The 17,599-nt window shown below is 71.9% G+C and carries 23 protein-coding genes; 10 read left to right on the top strand and 13 right to left on the bottom strand.

The features are described from left to right. Positions 1–330: 330 nt before the first annotated feature. A complete protein-coding gene (locus tag ABZ478_RS14580; protein WP_359548847.1) occupies positions 331–1,572 on the bottom strand; it encodes a GNAT family N-acetyltransferase in 1,242 nt (413 codons plus the stop codon). Positions 1,573–1,646: 74 nt separating this feature from the next. Next, positions 1,647–2,237: an aerial mycelium formation protein gene (locus ABZ478_RS14585; RefSeq protein ID WP_359548849.1), complete on the bottom strand. Its 591-nt coding sequence runs from the start codon at positions 2,235–2,237 to the stop codon at positions 1,647–1,649. Positions 2,238–2,395: 158 nt separating this feature from the next. On the opposite strand from ABZ478_RS14585, the gene dtd reads away from it, so the two are divergent. Continuing rightward, entirely contained in the window at positions 2,396–2,821 is a 426-nt protein-coding gene (gene dtd / locus ABZ478_RS14590) for a D-aminoacyl-tRNA deacylase (protein WP_359548851.1), read from the top strand. A 37-nt stretch (positions 2,822–2,858) separates the two neighbouring features. On the opposite strand, the gene ABZ478_RS14595 is transcribed toward dtd, so the two are convergent. The 6 genes from ABZ478_RS14595 to ABZ478_RS14620 form a co-directional block, all read right to left on the bottom strand. Beyond that, positions 2,859–3,824, bottom strand: a complete 966-nt coding sequence (locus ABZ478_RS14595) for a folate-binding protein (RefSeq protein WP_359548853.1) — start codon at positions 3,822–3,824, stop codon at positions 2,859–2,861. A gap of 10 nt (positions 3,825–3,834) precedes the next feature. Beyond that, complete coding sequence (locus ABZ478_RS14600) at positions 3,835–4,272, bottom strand: transcriptional repressor (protein ID WP_358937110.1); 438 nt, start codon at positions 4,270–4,272, stop codon at positions 3,835–3,837. A 193-nt stretch (positions 4,273–4,465) separates the two neighbouring features. Next, positions 4,466–5,041: an FABP family protein gene (locus ABZ478_RS14605; protein WP_359548856.1), complete on the bottom strand. Its 576-nt coding sequence runs from the start codon at positions 5,039–5,041 to the stop codon at positions 4,466–4,468. A 234-nt stretch (positions 5,042–5,275) separates the two neighbouring features. Then, positions 5,276–6,124 carry a hypothetical protein gene (locus ABZ478_RS14610; protein WP_359548858.1) on the bottom strand — a complete coding sequence of 283 codons (849 nt, stop codon included), beginning with the start codon at positions 6,122–6,124 and terminating at the stop codon, positions 5,276–5,278. Beyond that, positions 6,121–7,038, bottom strand: coding sequence for a hypothetical protein (locus ABZ478_RS14615; RefSeq protein WP_359548861.1), 918 nt, complete (start codon positions 7,036–7,038; stop codon positions 6,121–6,123). Before ABZ478_RS14615 ends, ABZ478_RS14610 begins: the two co-directional genes overlap by 4 nt. Further along, complete coding sequence (locus tag ABZ478_RS14620; protein ID WP_359548862.1) at positions 7,035–7,820, bottom strand: hypothetical protein; 786 nt, start codon at positions 7,818–7,820, stop codon at positions 7,035–7,037. Before ABZ478_RS14620 ends, ABZ478_RS14615 begins: the two co-directional genes overlap by 4 nt. A gap of 157 nt (positions 7,821–7,977) precedes the next feature. Here ABZ478_RS14620 and ABZ478_RS14625 point away from each other — a divergent pair, with 157 nt between their 5' ends. After that, positions 7,978–8,340 (top strand): DsrE family protein, encoded by a 363-nt coding sequence (locus ABZ478_RS14625; protein WP_358937120.1) that lies wholly within the window; start codon positions 7,978–7,980, stop codon positions 8,338–8,340. A 39-nt stretch (positions 8,341–8,379) separates the two neighbouring features. Here ABZ478_RS14625 and ABZ478_RS14630 read toward each other — a convergent pair whose 3' ends face one another. Together ABZ478_RS14630 and ABZ478_RS14635 are read right to left on the bottom strand one after the other, a co-directional pair. Then, positions 8,380–8,760 carry a VOC family protein gene (locus tag ABZ478_RS14630; protein WP_359548865.1) on the bottom strand — a complete coding sequence of 127 codons (381 nt, stop codon included), beginning with the start codon at positions 8,758–8,760 and terminating at the stop codon, positions 8,380–8,382. 12 nt (positions 8,761–8,772) lie between these two features. After that, complete coding sequence (locus ABZ478_RS14635; RefSeq protein WP_358937124.1) at positions 8,773–9,033, bottom strand: DUF3099 domain-containing protein; 261 nt, start codon at positions 9,031–9,033, stop codon at positions 8,773–8,775. 126 nt (positions 9,034–9,159) lie between these two features. Here ABZ478_RS14635 and ABZ478_RS14640 point away from each other — a divergent pair, with 126 nt between their 5' ends. The 4 genes from ABZ478_RS14640 (at position 9,160) to ABZ478_RS14655 (ending at position 11,495) form a co-directional block, all read left to right on the top strand. Further along, the gene (locus ABZ478_RS14640) at positions 9,160–9,882 is read left to right on the top strand and encodes a DUF2993 domain-containing protein (RefSeq protein ID WP_359548868.1); all 723 of its coding nucleotides are present in this window, start codon (positions 9,160–9,162) and stop codon (positions 9,880–9,882) included. A gap of 200 nt (positions 9,883–10,082) precedes the next feature. Next, positions 10,083–10,163 (top strand): Ms5788A family Cys-rich leader peptide, encoded by an 81-nt coding sequence (locus tag ABZ478_RS14645; RefSeq protein WP_351055874.1) that lies wholly within the window; start codon positions 10,083–10,085, stop codon positions 10,161–10,163. 136 nt (positions 10,164–10,299) lie between these two features. Then, positions 10,300–11,145 carry a sulfurtransferase gene (locus ABZ478_RS14650; RefSeq protein WP_359548871.1) on the top strand — a complete coding sequence of 282 codons (846 nt, stop codon included), beginning with the start codon at positions 10,300–10,302 and terminating at the stop codon, positions 11,143–11,145. Positions 11,146–11,207: 62 nt separating this feature from the next. After that, entirely contained in the window at positions 11,208–11,495 is a 288-nt protein-coding gene (locus tag ABZ478_RS14655) for a DUF1416 domain-containing protein (RefSeq protein WP_006348354.1), read from the top strand. 128 nt (positions 11,496–11,623) lie between these two features. Here the strand turns inward: ABZ478_RS14655 and ABZ478_RS14660 are convergent, their stop codons facing one another. From ABZ478_RS14660 to ABZ478_RS14670, 3 genes are read right to left on the bottom strand one after another with little or no spacing between them, the layout of a single operon-like run. Continuing rightward, on the bottom strand, positions 11,624–12,868 hold the full coding sequence (locus ABZ478_RS14660; protein WP_359548874.1) for a hypothetical protein: 1,245 nt from the start codon (positions 12,866–12,868) through the stop codon (positions 11,624–11,626). A 4-nt stretch (positions 12,869–12,872) separates the two neighbouring features. Continuing rightward, the gene (locus ABZ478_RS14665; RefSeq protein WP_359548876.1) at positions 12,873–13,127 is read right to left on the bottom strand and encodes a MoaD/ThiS family protein; all 255 of its coding nucleotides are present in this window, start codon (positions 13,125–13,127) and stop codon (positions 12,873–12,875) included. Positions 13,128–13,173: 46 nt separating this feature from the next. Then, the gene (locus ABZ478_RS14670) at positions 13,174–14,025 is read right to left on the bottom strand and encodes an alpha/beta fold hydrolase (RefSeq protein ID WP_359548878.1); all 852 of its coding nucleotides are present in this window, start codon (positions 14,023–14,025) and stop codon (positions 13,174–13,176) included. A gap of 171 nt (positions 14,026–14,196) precedes the next feature. Between ABZ478_RS14670 and ABZ478_RS14675 the strand changes: the two genes are divergently transcribed. From ABZ478_RS14675 to ABZ478_RS14690, 4 genes are all read left to right on the top strand, one after another. Further along, positions 14,197–14,976: a response regulator transcription factor gene (locus tag ABZ478_RS14675; protein ID WP_359548880.1), complete on the top strand. Its 780-nt coding sequence runs from the start codon at positions 14,197–14,199 to the stop codon at positions 14,974–14,976. Between the two features lie 96 nt (positions 14,977–15,072). Continuing rightward, positions 15,073–16,098, top strand: a complete 1,026-nt coding sequence (locus ABZ478_RS14680; RefSeq protein WP_359548883.1) for a LacI family DNA-binding transcriptional regulator — start codon at positions 15,073–15,075, stop codon at positions 16,096–16,098. A 143-nt stretch (positions 16,099–16,241) separates the two neighbouring features. Further along, positions 16,242–17,300, top strand: coding sequence for a trypsin-like peptidase domain-containing protein (locus ABZ478_RS14685; protein ID WP_359548885.1), 1,059 nt, complete (start codon positions 16,242–16,244; stop codon positions 17,298–17,300). Between the two features lie 31 nt (positions 17,301–17,331). Further along, the gene (locus ABZ478_RS14690; protein WP_359548887.1) at positions 17,332–17,586 is read left to right on the top strand and encodes a hypothetical protein; all 255 of its coding nucleotides are present in this window, start codon (positions 17,332–17,334) and stop codon (positions 17,584–17,586) included. Positions 17,587–17,599: the final 13 nt, after the last annotated feature.

Here is a 17,599-nt window from a genome sequence, read left to right on the forward strand (position 1 = left end):
AACGAACACTACAACTTCGCGCCAAGTTGCGGCAGTTCGCGGAAAGGTGGTTATGAGACGCTTCCAAACGGAGATAAGTACAGTGAAGTTGGTCGCCAACTTGAGCGACATGGTCAAGCTTCTCAGTGGTTGGCCGACCGGGCTCCCTTCCGGAGGGGAGCCGGGAGCCCGGGCAGGGGACGGCCACCGGAGCGCACAGTCACAACTGAACGGCCCGTACGGCCCGCACAGCCACAACTGAACACGGCATCGCACAGCCACAACCGAACACGGTGACAACTGAACAGCACGCTACGGATGAACAGCACGCGTCGCCGGCAGAAGGGACTGTCAGAAGATGTCCGGGCACCACGGTCGCCCGGGCGTGCGCAGCAGGGCGTCGGCCTCCCGGGCGGCGCCCTCTCGCTCTTCCTGGACCCGCCCGAGGGCCGCGAGCCGCACCAATGACTCGTCCCCCAGCCAGACCGTTCCCAACTCCGCCGCCGGCAGGGTGAGATCCGCGCTCGCCCCACCGGCCGGGGCGCAGGAAGCGCCCTGCGGCGAGGCCTCCAGCCGGAACCGCCCGCCGGCCAGGCCGTCCGCGTCCACGACCTCCAGCACCAGCGAGCCCGTCCCGTCGTACGTGCGCGCCTCCATGGCCCGTACGACGTCCAGGACCCGCACCCACAGCCAGTCCGCGTGCGCCGTCACCCGGGCCGCGCGGGGGTCGGGCAGGAAGAACGGCAGCAGGTCGTCCGGGCCGCGCCAGCCGCTCTTGACCTTGGTGATCCAGTCGATCGAGCACAGGAACCGCCACAGCGCCCGCTCGGCCGCCGGGGTGGCGGCGAGCAGCCAGTTGACGTCGGCGGTGTTGTGCGGCTGCTTGTCGCGCCAGTGGTCGTCGGACTCGTACGACACCAGACCCTCGACCTCGCCGGAGGCCGCCCGGTAGACGGCGTAGAACGGCTCGGTCCAGCCGCTGTCGCGGCCGAGGACACCGGTGTTCACCTGCCACCACAGCTCGTTCCTGCTGACCGCCCCGGGCTGGGCGCGGCGGACCCGCTCGTGCAGCTCGGGACCGAGCTTGCGGACGTCCTCGCCGTCCACGAGATCGATCCGGCCGCCGTCCTCCGGGCCCGACCAGCGCGGATCGAGGCCGCTGCGGGGCACCTCGACGGTCCACTCGGTGGTCCAGGTCGCCGGGCCGAAGCCGTAGCGGCCGTAGATCGGGTACTCGGCGGCGATCAGCGTGGCGACGACGTCACCGCGCTCCTTGGCCGCCGCCAGGTCCCGCGCCATCATGCGGCTCAGCAGGCCCCGTCGGCGGTGGGTGGGGGTGACGGTGACGTTGGTGATGGCGTCCGCGGGGACGGCGGCACCGCCGACCGCGGTGATCTCCTGATCGAAGGAGCGGAAGGTCGCCACACAGCGGCCGTCGTCGAAGGCGCCGAGCGGCCGGCTGCCGACGAAGTGCCGGCGACGCCCCTCGAGCTGCTCGGGCTTGAGCACCGGCTGCTGGAGGAACCCGATGTTCCGCGCGAGCTGCCAGTCCTCGAAGTCGGCCTCGGTCGCCGTGCGGATGTCGATCGTCATGGGGTCACGCTAGGTGGGCGTGCCGGACCCTGTCGCGCGGTTTTCGTCCCGCCCGGCCGGCCCCCGTGCGGAGGTCAGGTCAGCAGGTCGTCGACCTGTGCCTCGCCCACCCGGTAGCGGCGGGCGATCTCCCCGCTGCAGTCGTCCGTGATGCGCTGGAGCCGCTGGCGGCGCCGGGACACCTCCTGCTCGTAGCCGACGAGGCGGCCCATGGCGCAGGTCAGCTCCCGGTCGGTACGGGCGCCGAGGTCCGACAGCTCGACCTCGCCGAGCATCTCGGCGGCCAGCAGCCGGTACTCCTCGTTGAGCGGGGTGCCGAGCGTGACATGGCGGGCCGAGGAGCGCTGGCGGGCCGGGGCGTCGGTGAGGATCTCCGGGAGCCGCTCCACCACCGAGGCGTCCGCGGGTGCCGGCACGGACGCCCGGCCGCGGCGGGCGAGTTCGGCGCGCAGGATGTCGATCCGGCCCTGCAGCAGCCGCCGCACATAGCTGAGGTCCGCCTCGTCGCGCTGGGCGTCGCGGCGCAGGGTGCGCAGCTCGGGAAGGCTCGGCCGGGTCAGGTCGTACTCGGCGGGTTCCGCGGGCAGCGACGGGCCGGGCCGCTCCTCGCCGCGCTGCGCGGGCGGCCGGTGCGTCTCCAGCCACCCGGTACTCGGTGTGCTCATGTGGTGTGACCGTCCCCTCGACCGGCGTGTGGAAGCATCGTGCCACCCCAAGTCGCCGCTATGTGACCGAGTGCCCCCGAACGGCCCCACATGGGGGCGTAAGGATCAATAATGGGCCGACCGTGTCCAGGGACCGGCCACCCGGCATGATGGTCGGCATGCGTGCGGTGGTGCAGAGGGTGGACGGCGCGAGCGTCGTCGTGGACGGCGAGACGGTGGGCGCGATCGAGGGCGAGGGCCTGTGCGTCCTGGTCGGCGTCACCCATGACGACACCAAGGAGAAGGCGGCCCAGCTGGCCCGCAAGCTCTGGTCGATCCGGATGCTCGAGGACGAGCGGTCGTGCAGCGACATCGACGCCCCGCTGCTCGTCGTCAGCCAGTTCACCCTCTACGGCGACGCCCGCAAGGGGCGCCGCCCCACCTGGAACGCGGCAGCGCCCGGCGATGTCGCCGAGCCGCTGGTGGACGAGGTGGTCGCCCAGCTGCGGGCGCTGGGCGCGACGGTGGCCACGGGACGGTTCGGGGCGCGGATGCGGGTGTCCCTGACGAACGACGGGCCGTTCACCGTGCTGCTCGAGATGTAGGGCCCGTCCGCCGGATTCCCGTCGCCCCGCGAAGGCCCTACGGCTCGACGATCACTTCCTGGGCGGCGGCCGTCTCCCCGGCCACCAGCCGGGCGTCGAGCGGTACGTTGCGCTTGACCAGGGCGAGGGCCACCGGGCCCAGTTCGTGGTGGCGCACCGACGTGGTCACGAAGCCGATCCTGCGGCCGTCGGGACCCTCGTCCGCGAGGCGGATGTCGGTGCCGTGGGCGGGCAGGTGCACGTCGCTGCCGTCGAGGTGCAGGAAGACCAGCCGCCGGGGCGGCTTGCCCAGGTTCTGCACCCGGGCCACCGTCTCCTGGCCGCGGTAGCAGCCCTTCTGGAGGTGGACGGCGGTGCCGATCCAGCCCAGCTCGTGCGGGATGGTGCGGTGGTCGGTCTCGAAGCCGAGGCGGGGGCGGTGGTGCTCCACGCGCAGCGCCTCGTGGGCGAGCAGACCGGCGGCGGGGCCGGACTTCGCGGCGAACGCCTCCAGCTCGGCGCGCGGCAGGAAGAGATCACGGCCGTACGCCGTCTCGCGCACGGCGGCGCCCTCGGGCACCTCGGCGATGGAGCCGGCGGGCAGGTGGACCACCGCCACGTCGGCGGTGCGGTCGGCGACCTCGACCCGGTAGAAGAACTTCATCGACTCCAGGTAGGCGATCAGCGCCTCCTCGGTGCCGGGCTCCACATGGGCCCAGACCCTGGTGCCGTCGTCCACCAGGTACAGCGCGTGCTCGATGTGACCGTTCGCCGAGAGGATCAGGGCCTCGGTGGCCTCGCCCGCCGGCAGGTCGCTGACGTGCTGGGTGAGCAGCAGGTGCAGCCAGCTCAGCCGGTCCTCGCCGGTGACGGTGACCACCCCACGGTGGGAGAGGTCGACGAAACCGGTGCCGTCGGCGAGGGCGCGCTGCTCGCGGAACAGCTCGCCGTAGTGGGCGGCGACGCCTTCGTCCACGCCCTCGCCGGGGACGGCGCCGGGCAGGGACAGCAGAGGGCTCTTCATACGGGCAAGCCTACGTCGTGGTAGTTGAACCCTTCAGGGCGCAGTCCTTGCAGCGGCCGAAGATCGCGAAGTGCTTCATGTCGGTGTCGAAGCCGAACTGCTCGCGGAGCTTGGCCGTGAAGTCCGCGGCCACGTCCACGTCCGCCTCGATGACGTTCTCGCAGTCGCGGCACACCAGGTGCAGATGGTGGTGGCGGTCGGCGAGGTGGTAGGTGGGCGCACCGTGACCGAGGTGGGCGTGGCTGACCAGACCGAGTTCCTCGAGCAGCTCCAGCGTGCGGTAGACGGTGGAGATGTTGACCCCCGAGGCGGTCCTGCGCACCTCGCCGAGGATGGCGTCGGGGGTCGCGTGCTCCAGGGCGTCCACGGCTTCGAGCACGAGTTGCCGCTGCGGCGTGAGCCGGTAGCCGCGCTGCCTGAGGTCGCTCTTCCAGTCGGTGCTCACCACACGGGAAAGTCTAGGGCCACCGGCCGTCGGGGCTCACGCGCCGACAGGCCCGCCCGCCGGACGGGGCCGCCGCGAGGCGGGCCTGCCGGCGAACGGGCCTGTCGAGAGCGGGCCTGTGGAGAGCGGACGGACCTGTGGAAAGACCGGCCGACCGGAGAACGGGCCGGCCGCGGAACGGGCCGGCCGGCGGGGCCTACTTGAAGAACGCGATGCCGTCGTCCGGCATGTCGTCGGGCAGGGCCTTGGCCCAGCGCTCGACGTCCTCCGGGGTGACGACCTTCTTCAGGTGGGCCGACATGTAGGGGCGCAGCTCGACCTCGGGGGTCTGCTTCTCGCCGACCCACATCAGGTCGCTCTTGACGTAGCCGTACAGCCGCTTGCCGCCGCTGTAGGGCGGGGCGTCGGGGGTGCGGGCGACGGTGTCGGAGACGAGGTCGATCTGCGGCTTCTTGGCGGCCATCTCGCCGTACCAGATCTCGATGACGCCGTCGTCGCGGGTCATCGTCACCTCGACCCGGCGCTCGGCGTCGATCCGCCAGAAGCCGGACTCCGACTCCAGCGGGCGGACCTTGTTGCCGTCGTTGTCCAGCACCCAGGTGCGGGAGCGGTACTCCAGGAAGTCCCGGCCGTCGTGGCCGAAGGTGACCTCCTGACCGAAGTTGCACTTCTCCGAGCCGGGGAAGTCGTGCACGCCGGCGCCGGCCCAGTCGCCGAGCAGGAAGGCGAGCGGGACGAGGTCCTTGTGCAGGTCGGACGGGATCTCGATCATGATCGGCAGAGTTCCTGGGTGGGAGTGGTCAGCGCTGGCCCTGGTACAGCTTCTTCACGGTCAGACCGGCGAAGGCGAGAACGCCGACGCAGACCAGGACCAGCAGCAATTCGAAGAAGATCTCCACAGGTGCTCCTTGAGCGAGGGTGGGCGTACAACAGAGCCGGGGCCCAGCTTACGCGGCCGGGACCCGGCCCTCCTTCCGAGGTGGTTCGTCGGGGTTCCTCAGGGTGGTCAGCCGAGCAGCTGGCTCTGCAGCACCACCGTCTGCTGGAACGGGATCGCTGGGGCGGAGCCCTTCCGGGACTGAAGGATCACGGCGTAGACGTCCCCCGCGGCGACGTAGGCCTGACGGACCTGTTCGGCGCCGTAGGGCCTGGTCTCGACGTACGCGGTGCGCTCGGTCCCGGACACCGCGGCCGCGTCGGGGAAGCGCTCGTCGTAGCCGGCCTCGCCGACACCGCGCACCTGACGGGCGGGAACGCTGTACGCGACGTTGTCGCTGGCGAACTCGTTCTCCACGACGTTCGCCGTGCCGAACTGCAGCAGGTAGATCCGGGTCCGGGTGCCGTCCGGCATGGTCCAGCCGCGGGCCGCGATGTGCCGCAGGCCGGTGTCGACGAGCTTCTGCCGCAGCTCGTCCCGCTCCTCCTCGCGCGGGTACTCCGCCAGGTAGGTGCCGGTGGCAAGCCAGCCGTCCCGGCCGCGCAGCGCCTTGTCCTGCGTGGCGCCCTCCGGCGCGGGGAGCAGCAGGGCACGCAGGTCGGCGTAGTGCGAGCCGGCCCGGTTCGACTCCGCGAACGGGGCGGGGCTGCCTGCGGGCAGCGGGGGCCTGGTCAGCTCCGGGTAGTCCCAGCGGCCGTCCGACTCGGTGGCGAGTCCGGGTACGTCCGTCCGCTCCATCCGGGTGATCCCGTACGCCGTACCCGCCCCGACCGCCGCGAACGCCGCGACGGCCGCGGTCCAGCGCAGCACGGCCCGCAGGACGCGGCGGTCCCTGCCGGGGGCGGGCGGCGGGGACTGGGGGGCGGGCGGCACGGCGGGCTGCGCGGCGGCCGGCTGCGTCATCGGGTCTTCGCTCATACGGCCGCTCCCGGCTCGGCGATACGGTCGAGCTGAGTGCCCAGCAGCTCCGCGACTCCCGCACCGTCGAGGGTCTTCGCGCCGGACGCGGTGGTGGTGACCAGGACGTCACCGACGAACGCCGAGCAGAACATCTCGTTCACGTCCTCGCCGGAGCCCTTGGGCGAGCGGAAGCACTTGGCGTCCTCGTGGCCCTTGACGGCCGGGCCCGCCCGCAGGGCGCCCAGTTCCTGGATGAGCTTGTTGGTGGACGTGGAGATCCGGCGGGCCGCGGACTTGTCCCCCATCCGGGACAGCGTGATGCTCACCGAGTAGACCTCCTCGTTCCACAGGTAGGGCTGGGACTGCGAGCTGAAGTAGCTGCGCATGGCCATGCCGGTGATGTGCTGGCGGTCGATCTGGAGCTCCAGCTGCTTGCGCGTGGTCCGGGGCAGGGCGCGCACCGACTGCTTGCGAAGGGCCGTGGCCTGGGCGCCGTTCAGCTCGGCGTCGGCACCGAACTCCCCGATGTCGGGACCGCGGACCCAGGTGCCGGTCCCGTACGGCACCAGCATCCCGGCGAGCCCCTGCCGCGGCGCCTCCTTGTGCTTGCCGGCCGCGGCACCGGGGAACCGCCAGACCGGCGCGCCCGCGTCGCGGTCGGCCGCGCGCACGGTGACGGCGGTGAAGCCCACCCCGGCGACGAGGGCTCCGGCCAGCACTACGGAACCGGCGACGACGAGTACACGGCTCCGGCGGCGGGGCGCGGGATCGCCGCCGTCAGCGGGGTCCGGGGCGGGCTGCCCGGCGGGGTGGACGGCTTCGGCGAGGGGCTGCTCGGCCGGCTCGACGGGCGCGGTGGGCTCGACGGATGCGGGGCGGGCCGGCTCGACGGGCGCGATCGGCTCGACTGGCTCGTTCTGCTTCTCGGTCACAGCCGCTCCATCTGCCGCCGGGCCAGGTCCCTGATCTCCTTCTTGGCGATCGGCCCGCTGCTGTAGATCCAGATCTCCATCGCCACATCACCGCGCCAGGCGTAGGCCTCCGCCAGGTACAGCGGCCGCCCGCCGCCGAAGTCGGCGACCGGCCGCGGGTGGACGTATGCCATGCCGTCCCCGGTCCCCGGGATGCTCCAACTGGCGGTGCCGGGGCCGGATTCCACGGCTTCCTCCACGTTGTGGGTGGCGTCGGCCGCCGCCATGGAGTCCTCCTGCCGGTACTGGATCAGCCGGATGTCGACGGTGGACGAGGTACCGGCCTTCCAGCCGGTGACGGCCGCCCGGCGGAACTGGTCCGTGGCGAGCGAACTGAACTTCTCACCGGGGTGGCCGAAGTAGTCGGCGTAGTCGCCCAGTTCCAGCCAGCCGTCCTGGGGCACCCAGGACCCCGTCCGCGCGCCGCGCGGCTTGGCCAGCAGCAGCTTGCGCAGGTCTCCGTCGGTCCTGACCTTGCGGTCCTGGGCGGCGGAGAGCGGCTCGGCCTCGCCCTTGGCCTGCTTGATCACCGGCTGCGAGAGCGGGGGCAGCTTCGTGGGCTCGCGGTCGGCCTGGACCAGGTACCCGGCGCAGACGCCTGCCAGCAGGCCCAGCAGGACACCGGCACCGATCAGCCGGGCCGCACGGCCGCGCCGGCGGGGCCGGGGTGCGACTGGTGCTCCGGGTGTGCCGGAGGAGTCCGCCGCGACGCTGTCGTCCCGCGCGACCGGATCATTCGCCACAGCCGGAACATCCGGCGCGACCGGTCTGTCTTCCGGCTCTTCTGGTTCTTCCAAGACGTCCCCCCACAGAACGGGAAGCGTGAACTCCGCATTCACGCCTCACAGCAGACTCATGGCCAGGTCCGGGAGTTGCGGCGGCGTTGATTACGATTCGGGCATGGCGAAGAAGCTCGTGATCAAGGTGACTGCCGGGGCCGACGCCCCCGAGCGCTGCTCGCAGGCGTTCACGGTGGCGGCGGTGGCCGTCGCCAGCGGGGTGGAGGTCTCGCTGTGGCTGACCGGGGAGTCGTCCTGGTTCGCGCTGCCGGGGCGGGCCGCCGAGTTCGAACTGCCGCACGCGGCGCCGCTGCCGGACCTGATCGACTCGGTCCTCGCCGCGGGCCGCGTCACCCTGTGCACCCAGTGCGCGGCCCGGCGCGAGATCACCGAGAAGGACGTCATCGAGGGCGTACGGATCGCGGGCGCTCAGGTCTTCGTGCAGGAGGCGCTGGCCGACGGGACCCAGGCGCTCGTCTACTGAGACGGCGGCCCCGGAACCGCGACGGCCGTTCCGGCCGGCTCACTCACCCTGCCGGGTCCACAGGCAGAAGGGGTGGCCCGCGGGATCCAGCAGCACCCGGACGTCGGACTGCGGCTGGTGCGCGGCGAGCGTCGCGCCCTCGGCGAGCGCGCGTGCGGTCTCGCTCTCCAGGTCGTCGACCTCGATGTCGAGGTGCAGCATCATCCGCTGGTCGCCGGGACGGCTGCCGGGCCAGACGGGCGGGACGTAGTCGGGCTCCGTCTGGAACGACAGCGCGGTGCCGCCGCCCGCCGGCCCGATGAGGACCCAGTCGAGTTCCTCGGCGCGTACGACGTAGCCGAGCAGGCGCAAGTAGAAGCCGGCCAGCGCGTGCGCGTCCCGCGCGTCGAGCACCACCGTGGACAGCCGTGCGGACGACATACGGGCCCCCTCCTACTGACGGCGTTTCTTGCCGTCCAGTTCGTCCCACCACTCGTCGGACTTCGGGTCTCCGGACGGGTCGTCCCACCAGCGGTCGTCCGGTCCCCGCCGGTTCGCGATCATCGCGGCGACCGGCGGGATGACCATGGCCACCACACACATGCCCACGGCCGCAGGGACCGACCACAGGCGCACCACTCCCCACGCCAGGACGAAAAGACCGATACAGGTCCCCATCATGGCGAAGTAGACGTGCCGTCGGCGGGCGAGCATGGTTCAAGCGTAGGCCGCGGGGCCCGGCCCCGCCGCTGTCACAACTGATCGACAAACTTCCGCATGCCGCGCCCCGCACGGTTACCGTGGCGTATCCAGACCGTCGCCGACCCGGGGGAACACCACATGCGCGCCTTGCGAATACTGCTGATCCTCCTCGTGGTCCTCGGTCTGCTGTTCGTGGTCGTGGACCGGGTGGCGGTGCACTTCGCGGAGGGCGAGGTGGCCGACCGGCTGAAGACCACCGAGAACCTGGCGAGCACCCCCGACGTGTCCATCAAGGGCTTCCCGTTCCTCACGCAGATGGCGAGCGGCGAACTGGACGACGTGGAGGTCGGCGTCAAGGACTACGAGGCGGCCACCGGCAAGGGCTCGCAGACGATCCGCATCGACGACCTCAGGGCCGACATGCGGGACGTGACCTTCTCCGGCGACTACAGCTCCGCCACCGCCGCCGACGCCACGGGCACGGCGACCATCGCCTACGACGAGCTGCTGAAGGCCGCGAAGTCGGAGCCCACCCCGCTCGGCCTGGGACTCACGGCGCAGGTGGTCGGCCTGTCGGACGGCGGGAACGGCAAGATCAAGATGGCCGTGAAGGTCTCCGGGCTGGGCACGATCCACCTGCTGAGCTCGGTCACCGTCCGGGACAACAAGGTGCGGGTCAAGGCCGACGGCGTGCCCAGGTTCGGCGGCCTCGATCTCGCGGAGGGCCTGATCCGCTCGGTCACCGACTTCCAGCAGGCCGTCGACCGGCTGCCCGGCGGCATCGAGCTGGCCGAGGTACGGGCCGCGGAGAACGGCGTGGAGATCACCGTGAAGGGTTCGGACGTCAAGCTGGCGGGGTAGTACGACAGCCGGCGGAGACGGCGGGTGTCCGGCAGTCGAGACACCTGTGTCCGTACCGCAGATGCCAGAGCGTGGACGAGCGCCCGGGGACCGTACGGCGACGGCCCGGGCGCTCTCTCGTTCCCATCATTCGGACGATCGCGTCTCAGAATGCGACATGCCGGTGACACGTCCGCCCAGACATCCCTACGATCGAACCCATGAGGCGACAGGCGGATCTCACGAAGCGGCGGGCAGTGGACCTGTGCCGCGTTGCCGCCATGCTCTGTCGCCCTTTCTGAAGCGGTAGCGGCCGCCCCCGGCCCTCCGCGTTCCCCAGCGCCCTGTTTCGAAGGGCACCCGTGCGCCGCTCGCAGCCGAGCGCCCGCACCCACGCACTCGTACGCCCCGCCGTAACTGCCCCGGAGGAGAAAGAGCATGAGCCGCAGCGACGTCCTCGTAGACGCGGACTGGGTCCAGGAGCACCTGGACGACCCGAACGTCGCCGTCGTCGAGGTGGACGAGGACACGTCCGCCTACGAGAAGAACCACATCAAGAACGCGATCCGCATCGACTGGACCAAGGACCTGCAGGACCCGGTCCGTCGTGACTTCGTCGACCAGGAGGGCTTCGAGAAGCTCCTGTCGAAGAAGGGCATCGCCAACGACACGCTGGTGATCCTCTACGGCGGCAACAACAACTGGTTCGCGTCCTACGCCTACTGGTACTTCAAGCTGTACGGCCACGAGAACGTCAAGCTCCTCGACGGCGGCCGCAAGAAGTGGGAGCTGGACGCCCGCGAGCTGGTGGCCGGCGACGACGTGCCCGAGCGCGCCGCCACCGAGTACAAGGCCAAGCCGCAGGACGCCTCGATCCGCGCCTTCCGCGACGACGTCGTGGCCGCGATCGGCGCGCAGAACCTGGTCGACGTCCGCTCCCCCGACGAGTTCTCCGGCAAGCTGCTCGCCCCGGCCCACCTGCCGCAGGAGCAGTCCCAGCGCCCGGGCCACGTCCCGACCGCCGCGAACATCCCGTGGTCGAAGAACGCCAACGACGACGGCACCTTCAAGTCGGACGACGAGCTGCGCGAGCTCTACGCCCAGGAGGACGTGGACCTCGCCAGGGACACCATCGCCTACTGCCGCATCGGTGAGCGCTCGGCCCTGACCTGGTTCGTGCTGCACGAGCTGCTCGGTGTGCAGAACGTCAAGAACTACGACGGCTCCTGGACCGAGTACGGCTCCCTGGTCGGCGTGCCGATCGAGCTCGGCTCCGGCAAGTAACCCACCCACCCAACCAACCCTTCCCGACCGACCTTCCGGTCAGACCCCTTACGGAGAGACACATGTGTGGAGCGAAGGCCGGTGGCCCGGACGCCTCGACGATCAAGCCCGGTGAGACCACGATCCAGGGTCAGGTGACCCGCGACGGCGAGCCGGTGACGGGTTACGTCCGGCTGCTGGACTCGACCGGCGAGTTCACCGCGGAGGTGCCCACCTCCGCCACGGGCCAGTTCCGCTTCTACGCGGCGGAGGGCACCTGGACCCTCCGCGCGCTGGTGCCCGGTGGCACGGCGGACCGCACGGTCGTCGCCCAGCAGGGCGGGCTGGCCGAGGTCGCCATCGCGGTCTGAGCGGGCTGAGCGGGCCGGACGGGCTCGGTGACGGCGAAGGGCCGCATCCCTGGGTTGGACGCCAGGGGGATGCGGCCCTTCGGCATGTCCGCGTGCCCCGAACGAGGGGCGCGGGAGGGAGCGGCCGGCTAGCCGAGCGCCCGTCCCAGCACCCACACCACCGGCGCCGCCGCCGACAGGGGCAGCGCCACCCCGGCCGTGAAGTGCACGAAGCGGGACGGGTAGTCGTAAGCGGCGACCCGGTGCCCGATCAGCGCGCAGACACCGGCCGCCGCGCCCAGCGCGGCGCCCTTCGCACCGAAGCCGGTCATGCCGCCCACCGCGATGCCCACGCCGGCCGCCGCCAGCACGGCGACCACCACCGAGGCCGGGGTCGGCAGCGGCAGGGCGCGGGCCACGACGGCCACCGCGACCGCCGCCGCGCCCACCGACACCGCGTGCGGGTCGGCGCCCAGGTAGCCGGTGGCCAGGACCGACAGGGCCGTCGAGGCCACCGTCGCCATCAGGCCGTACATCCGCTCGTCGGGCGAGGCGTGCGAGCGGAGCTGGAGGACGAGGGACAGCAGGACCCAGACGCCGAGCGGGCCGAGGATCGCGGCGGGCGCGTGGTCGCGGCCCGTGACCAGTACCGCGACGTCCGCGGCGAGCGCTCCCGCGAAGGCCAGCGCGATGCCCTGCCGGGCGGGCCACATGCCGTTCAGCCGGAACCAGCCCGCGGCCGTCACGGCCTGGAGCAGCACCAGCGGTACGACGAGGGCGTACGAGGCGACGGGCGCCGTCACCGCCAGCAGCAGGCCCAGCAGGGCGGTGAGCAGGGCCGGCTGCATGCCGGGCTCGATGATCGGGGAGCGGCCCTCGAGGCGGGCCCGCTGGGCGTCGGTGACGCGGCTGTTGCCGGCGAGCGTGGCGGGGCCGTATCCGGGGTCCGTTCCGGCACCGGTGGCGTCCCCCGCAACCGGTGCCGGCGCGTGCGGCTGCGTGTGCGTCTCCGGCTGCGGCTGCGGCTGCGGCTGCGGTGCCTGATGCTGCGGCTGAACCAGCGGCGCGTACGGTTCGGCGGCCCGCGGGTGGTGCTGGGCCGCGTGCCGCGGCTGCTGGTACGCCTGCTGCTCCGGCGGCAGCGGGTGGGCGGCCTCGGCCGGCTGGACCGGTGCGTGGGTCTGCGTCTCCCACGTCTGCCCCTGCCACTGCTGCGTGAGCTGGGGGTCGTGGCCGGGCTGTGCGTACTCGTCGTAGCCGGACCACGACTGCTGCCCCTGATGGGCCTGCTGGTGCTCCTGCGGCTGGTGCTCGTTCTGTTGCTGCTGGTACGGCTGCTGCCGGTACGGGTCGTACCCCTCGTACGGCCCGCCCTGGTACGGCTGGTCGCTCATCGCCTCATCCTCCTGCGAACGGCGGGAGCACCTCGACCGTGCCGCCCTCGGCCAGCCGTACCGTCTCATGCGCACGGGTCCCGACGGGGTCACCGTCGACGAGGAAGGAGCAACGCAGCAGGACGCGCGTGAGTTCACCGGGGTGTCGCTCACGCACGGTGGCGAGCGCCTCGGCGAGTGTGGCCGCGTCGTACGGCTCCTCGCCGACCCCGGCCGCGGCCTTGGCGGCGGCCCAGTAGCGGACCGTGACCTTGGGCATCTGGTTCCTCTATCGACGGCGGAAAACAGGGAAGTCTGGTGTCAGGCTAGCCCGCCCGGCCGAGGGCCCATTCGCCGATCCGGCCCAGCAGGGCGTCACCGGCCGCGTTCTCGGCGTGGCCCATGCCCCGCTCCACCCAGAGCTCGCCGTGCTCACCGGCCGCCTCGGCCAGCATCCGGGGATGGTCGAGCGGGAAGTAGCCGTCGCGGTCGCCGTGCACGATCAGCAGCGGGGTCGGCGCGATCCGGGGCACCGCCTGCACCGGGGAGAGCGGCACCGGGTCCCACTGCCGGTGGTGGATGCGGGTGCGCAGGCCGTAGCGGCCGACCAGGCGGCCCGCGGGGCGGGTGACCAGCCAGTGCAGGCGGCGCATGGGGGCCGTGCCCCGGTAGTACCAGCGGGCGGGCGCGCTGACCGCGACCACCGCGTCGACCGTGCCGGGCCGCAGGGCCGCGTGCCGCAGGACCACCGAGCCGCCCATGGAGAAGCCGACGGTCACCACGCGCGTGTGCCCGAAGCCACGCGCCCACTCCACCGCCGCGGCGAGGTCCAGCACCTCCTTGTCGCCGACCGTGGACCGGCCGCCCGAGGCGCCGTGGCCGCGGAAGGAGAAGGTGACGACCGCGCCGTACCGGGCGAGCACACCCGCCGCCCTGCGCACGTGCGGGCGGTCCACGTCCCCGGTGAAACCGTGGGCGATCACGAACACCGGGCCGCCGGAGGGCGACGTGGCGGTGTACGGGGACGCTTCGTATACGACCGGGCCCGGATCGTATACGGAATCGACCGCAATTCCGTCGGATGTGCGCAGGAACGTCCGGATAGGGCCCCTTGTGGCCGTCTCGTGATACGGACGAACGGTGGAACGCGCCACATGACCTGACGGACGGTTGCTCATGTGGGCTATTCTGCTTGGCAGAGGACTCGGGCAGCGCAGCCCCCGGGTCCTTTTGTGCTTTCGGAAGCGTTGTATACGAAGCGGGAGACCGCGGGTGTACGGGGCCTTTCGGGATCGCAGAGCAGTTCCGTACCGCACATGTCCTCGCAGGGACCGAGGAGGAACCGACGTATGAGTTCTCTGCTGCTCCTGACCAACGCCCTCCAGCCGTCGACGGAGGTGCTCCCCGCGCTGGGCCTGCTGCTGCACAACGTGCGGGTGGCCCCCGCCGAGGGCCCCGCCCTCGTCGACACCCCGGGCGCCGACGTCATCCTCATCGACGGGCGCCGCGACCTGCCGCAGGTGCGCAGCCTGTGCCAGCTCCTGCGCTCCACCGGTCCCGGCTGTCCCCTGCTCCTCGTCGTCACCGAGGGCGGCCTCGCGGCCGTCACCGCCGACTGGGGCGTCGACGACGTACTGCTCGACACCGCAGGCCCGGCCGAGGTCGAGGCCCGTCTCCGGCTCGCCATGGGCCGGCAGCAGATCGTCAACGACGACTCCCCCATGGAGATCCGCAACGGCGACCTCTCCGTGGACGAGGCGACCTACTCCGCCAAGCTCAAGGGCCGGGTCCTGGACCTGACCTTCAAGGAGTTCGAGCTGCTCAAGTACCTCGCGCAGCACCCCGGCCGGGTCTTCACCCGCGCCCAGCTGCTGCAGGAGGTGTGGGGCTACGACTACTTCGGCGGCACCCGCACGGTCGACGTGCACGTACGGCGGCTGCGCGCCAAGCTCGGCCCGGAGCACGAGTCGCTGATCGGAACCGTCCGCAACGTCGGCTACCGCTTCGTCACCCCCGAGAAGGGCGACCGCTCGGCCGACGACAACAAGGCCAAGACCGGCCGGGCGAAAGCGGACGATGCGGACACCTCGGCCGCGCTCGACGCCGCCGAGATCCACGCGGACGCGTAGCGCGGGCGCGGCCGGGTCCGGGCGGCGCGCGACCGGCCCGCGGCCGGGATGTGATACGCCCTGCCCAGAGCGGGTCAATCCGCGTAGACTCCGCGCGTGGCGAAGGTGACTCGCGATGATGTGGCACGGCTGGCTGGGACCTCCACCGCCGTCGTCAGTTACGTCATCAACAACGGACCCCGGCCGGTCGCCCCGGCCACGCGCGAGCGTGTCCTCGCGGCGATCAAGGAACTGGGGTACCGGCCCGACCGGGTCGCCCAGGCGATGGCCTCGCGCCGGACGGACCTGATAGGCCTGATCATCCCGGACGCCCGCCAGCCCTTCTTCGGGGAGATGGCGCACGCGGTCGAACAGGCCGCCTCCGAGCGCGGGAAGATGGTCCTCGTCGGCAACACCGACTACATCGCCGAGCGCGAGGTCCACTATCTGCGGGCGTTCCTCGGCATGCGGGTCTCCGGCCTCATCCTGGTCTCGCACGCCCTGAACGACCTGGCCGCCGCCGAGATCGACGCCTGGGACGCCCGGGTGGTGCTGCTGCACGAGCGCCCGGAGGCGATCGACGACGTCGCCGTCGTCACCGACGACCTGGGCGGCGCCCAGCTCGCCGTGCGCCACCTGCTGGAACACGGCTACGAGTACGTGGCCTGTATGGGCGGTACGGCACAGACGCCGGCCGTCGGCGACCCGGTCTCGGACCACGTCGAGGGCTGGAAGCGGGCGATGGCCGAGGCGGGCATCCCCACAGAGGGCCGTCTCTACGAGGCTCCGTACAACCGCTACGACGCCTACCGGGTGGCCCTCGACGTGCTCTCCCGCCCGGACCGTCCGCCCGCCTTCTTCTGCTCCACCGACGACCAGGCGATCGGCCTGCTGCGGGCCGCGCGCGAGCTGCGCATCGACGTGCCGGGCGAGCTGGCGGTGGCCGGGTTCGACGACATCAAGGAGGCGGCGCTCGCCGACCCGCCGCTGACCACGGTCGCCTCGGACCGCTCGGCGATGGCCCGGTCGGCGGTGGACCTGGTCCTGGACGACGGACTGCGGGTGGCCGGGTCCCGGCGCGAGCGGCTGAAGACGTTCCCGTCGCGACTGGTGGTGCGCACGTCCTGCGGCTGCTCGCACTGAGGGCTCCGGCGCGGTCTCCGAGAGGCGGGTGAGAGCCCGCTCCAGGCGACGAGAAGCGTCTTCATATCGGGCGAACGAGGTTCTGCCGGGCTTCTCAGGGAGCACTCAGGCGGCTCTCATGGTCGCGGGACATGCTCATTGTCATGACCGAGAGCATCCGCCGCAGCGGCGAGTACGAGTACCAGGGACACGAGGGCGCATACGCCCAGCAGCACGTCCACTCCGCTCCCGTGAACCCCGAGTGGCCTCCCCCGCCGCCGTACGAGCCCGCGGCGGCCACGGTCACGGCGCCGGGCACCGGGCCGGCCGCCGGTCCGGCCGAGCGGCGCACCCGGGGACCGATAGCGCTGCTCGCCGCCGTGGCCATCGTCGCGGCCGCGGTCGGCGGCGGCACCGCCTACGCCTTCCAGGAACTGACCGGCAAGGACACGGTCGCCTCGGCCGGCACCACGACCACCGTGGTCCCCTCGAGCAAGAAGGGCGACGTCGCCGCGATCGCCTCGGCCGTGAGCCCGAGCGTCGTCGAGATCCAGGCGACCCTCAGCAGCGGCTCGTCCACCGGCTCCGGTGTGATCATCACGTCCGGCGGCGAGATCGTCACCAACAACCACGTCGTCTCCGGCGCCTCCTCGATCAAGGTGCGCACCAGCGACGGCAAGAGCCACACCGCCGACGTCGTCGGCACCGACAGCTCCAAGGACCTCGCGCTGATCAAGCTGCGGGGGGGCTCCGGGCTGACGGCCGCCGCGCTGGGCGACTCCTCCGACGTCCAGGTCGGCGACTCGGTCGTCGCGATCGGCTCCCCCGAGGGCCTGACCGGCACCGTCACCAGCGGCATCGTCTCCGCGCTCGACCGGGACGTGACCGTCTCCACCGACGAGAGCCAGGGCCAGAACCAGGGCCAGGGTGACGACGGCCAGTGGCCGTTCCAGTTCGGCGGCCGCCAGTTCAACGGCGACACCGGCTCGTCCACGACGACCTACAAGGCGCTCCAGACCGACGCCTCGCTGAACCCCGGCAACTCCGGCGGCGCGCTGATCGACGCGAGCGGCCATGTCATCGGCATCAACTCCGCGATGTACTCGTCGAGTTCGCAGGCCTCCTCGTCCTCGGACGCGGGCAGCGTCGGGCTCGGCTTCGCGATCCCCGTCAACACCGTCAAGTCCGACCTCGCCAAGCTGCGGGCCGGCTCGACCAGCTGAACGACCCACCCGGCACAGTAGGGAGCACGTCATGATCACTCAGGTCTCGCACAGTGACGTCACCGCCACCGGCCCGGCCGCCCTCACCCTCCCCCTGGCGGTGGCGCACAAGCTGCACGCGTCCGCCGCCCGCCACCGCGTCCCGGAGGTCGCCGTGCCGGCCCCGGAGCTGATGGGCCTGCACACCTCCGCCGCCCGTCCGCACCGCCGCAAGGTGCCGCTGCGCCGGCTGAACGCGGTGCACCAGCTGAGCGCGGCACGCGGCCTGAGCGTGCTGGGCTCCTGAGCCCGGCGTGCGT

Origin of the sequence: Streptomyces sp. NPDC005706 (genome assembly GCF_040631045.1) — a bacterium.
In the GTDB taxonomy this organism is placed as follows: Bacteria; Actinomycetota; Actinomycetes; order Streptomycetales; family Streptomycetaceae; genus Streptomyces.

Coding starts and splice junctions, on each gene's coding strand:
- ABZ478_RS14580 (WP_359548847.1), bottom strand. CDS start 1,572: ATGACGATCGACATCCGCACGGCGACCGAGGCCGACTTCGAGGACTGG.
- ABZ478_RS14585 (WP_359548849.1), bottom strand. CDS start 2,237: ATGAGCACACCGAGTACCGGGTGGCTGGAGACGCACCGGCCGCCCGCG.
- dtd (WP_359548851.1), top strand. CDS start 2,396: ATGCGTGCGGTGGTGCAGAGGGTGGACGGCGCGAGCGTCGTCGTGGAC.
- ABZ478_RS14595 (WP_359548853.1), bottom strand. CDS start 3,824: ATGAAGAGCCCTCTGCTGTCCCTGCCCGGCGCCGTCCCCGGCGAGGGC.
- ABZ478_RS14605 (WP_359548856.1), bottom strand. CDS start 5,041: ATGATCGAGATCCCGTCCGACCTGCACAAGGACCTCGTCCCGCTCGCC.
- ABZ478_RS14610 (WP_359548858.1), bottom strand. CDS start 6,124: ATGAGCGAAGACCCGATGACGCAGCCGGCCGCCGCGCAGCCCGCCGTG.
- ABZ478_RS14625 (WP_358937120.1), top strand. CDS start 7,978: ATGGCGAAGAAGCTCGTGATCAAGGTGACTGCCGGGGCCGACGCCCCC.
- ABZ478_RS14630 (WP_359548865.1), bottom strand. CDS start 8,760: ATGTCGTCCGCACGGCTGTCCACGGTGGTGCTCGACGCGCGGGACGCG.
- ABZ478_RS14635 (WP_358937124.1), bottom strand. CDS start 9,033: ATGCTCGCCCGCCGACGGCACGTCTACTTCGCCATGATGGGGACCTGT.
- ABZ478_RS14640 (WP_359548868.1), top strand. CDS start 9,160: ATGCGCGCCTTGCGAATACTGCTGATCCTCCTCGTGGTCCTCGGTCTG.
- ABZ478_RS14645 (WP_351055874.1), top strand. CDS start 10,083: ATGAGGCGACAGGCGGATCTCACGAAGCGGCGGGCAGTGGACCTGTGC.
- ABZ478_RS14650 (WP_359548871.1), top strand. CDS start 10,300: ATGAGCCGCAGCGACGTCCTCGTAGACGCGGACTGGGTCCAGGAGCAC.
- ABZ478_RS14655 (WP_006348354.1), top strand. CDS start 11,208: ATGTGTGGAGCGAAGGCCGGTGGCCCGGACGCCTCGACGATCAAGCCC.
- ABZ478_RS14660 (WP_359548874.1), bottom strand. CDS start 12,868: ATGAGCGACCAGCCGTACCAGGGCGGGCCGTACGAGGGGTACGACCCG.
- ABZ478_RS14665 (WP_359548876.1), bottom strand. CDS start 13,127: ATGCCCAAGGTCACGGTCCGCTACTGGGCCGCCGCCAAGGCCGCGGCC.
- ABZ478_RS14670 (WP_359548878.1), bottom strand. CDS start 14,025: ATGAGCAACCGTCCGTCAGGTCATGTGGCGCGTTCCACCGTTCGTCCG.
- ABZ478_RS14675 (WP_359548880.1), top strand. CDS start 14,197: ATGAGTTCTCTGCTGCTCCTGACCAACGCCCTCCAGCCGTCGACGGAG.
- ABZ478_RS14685 (WP_359548885.1), top strand. CDS start 16,242: ATGACCGAGAGCATCCGCCGCAGCGGCGAGTACGAGTACCAGGGACAC.
- ABZ478_RS14690 (WP_359548887.1), top strand. CDS start 17,332: ATGATCACTCAGGTCTCGCACAGTGACGTCACCGCCACCGGCCCGGCC.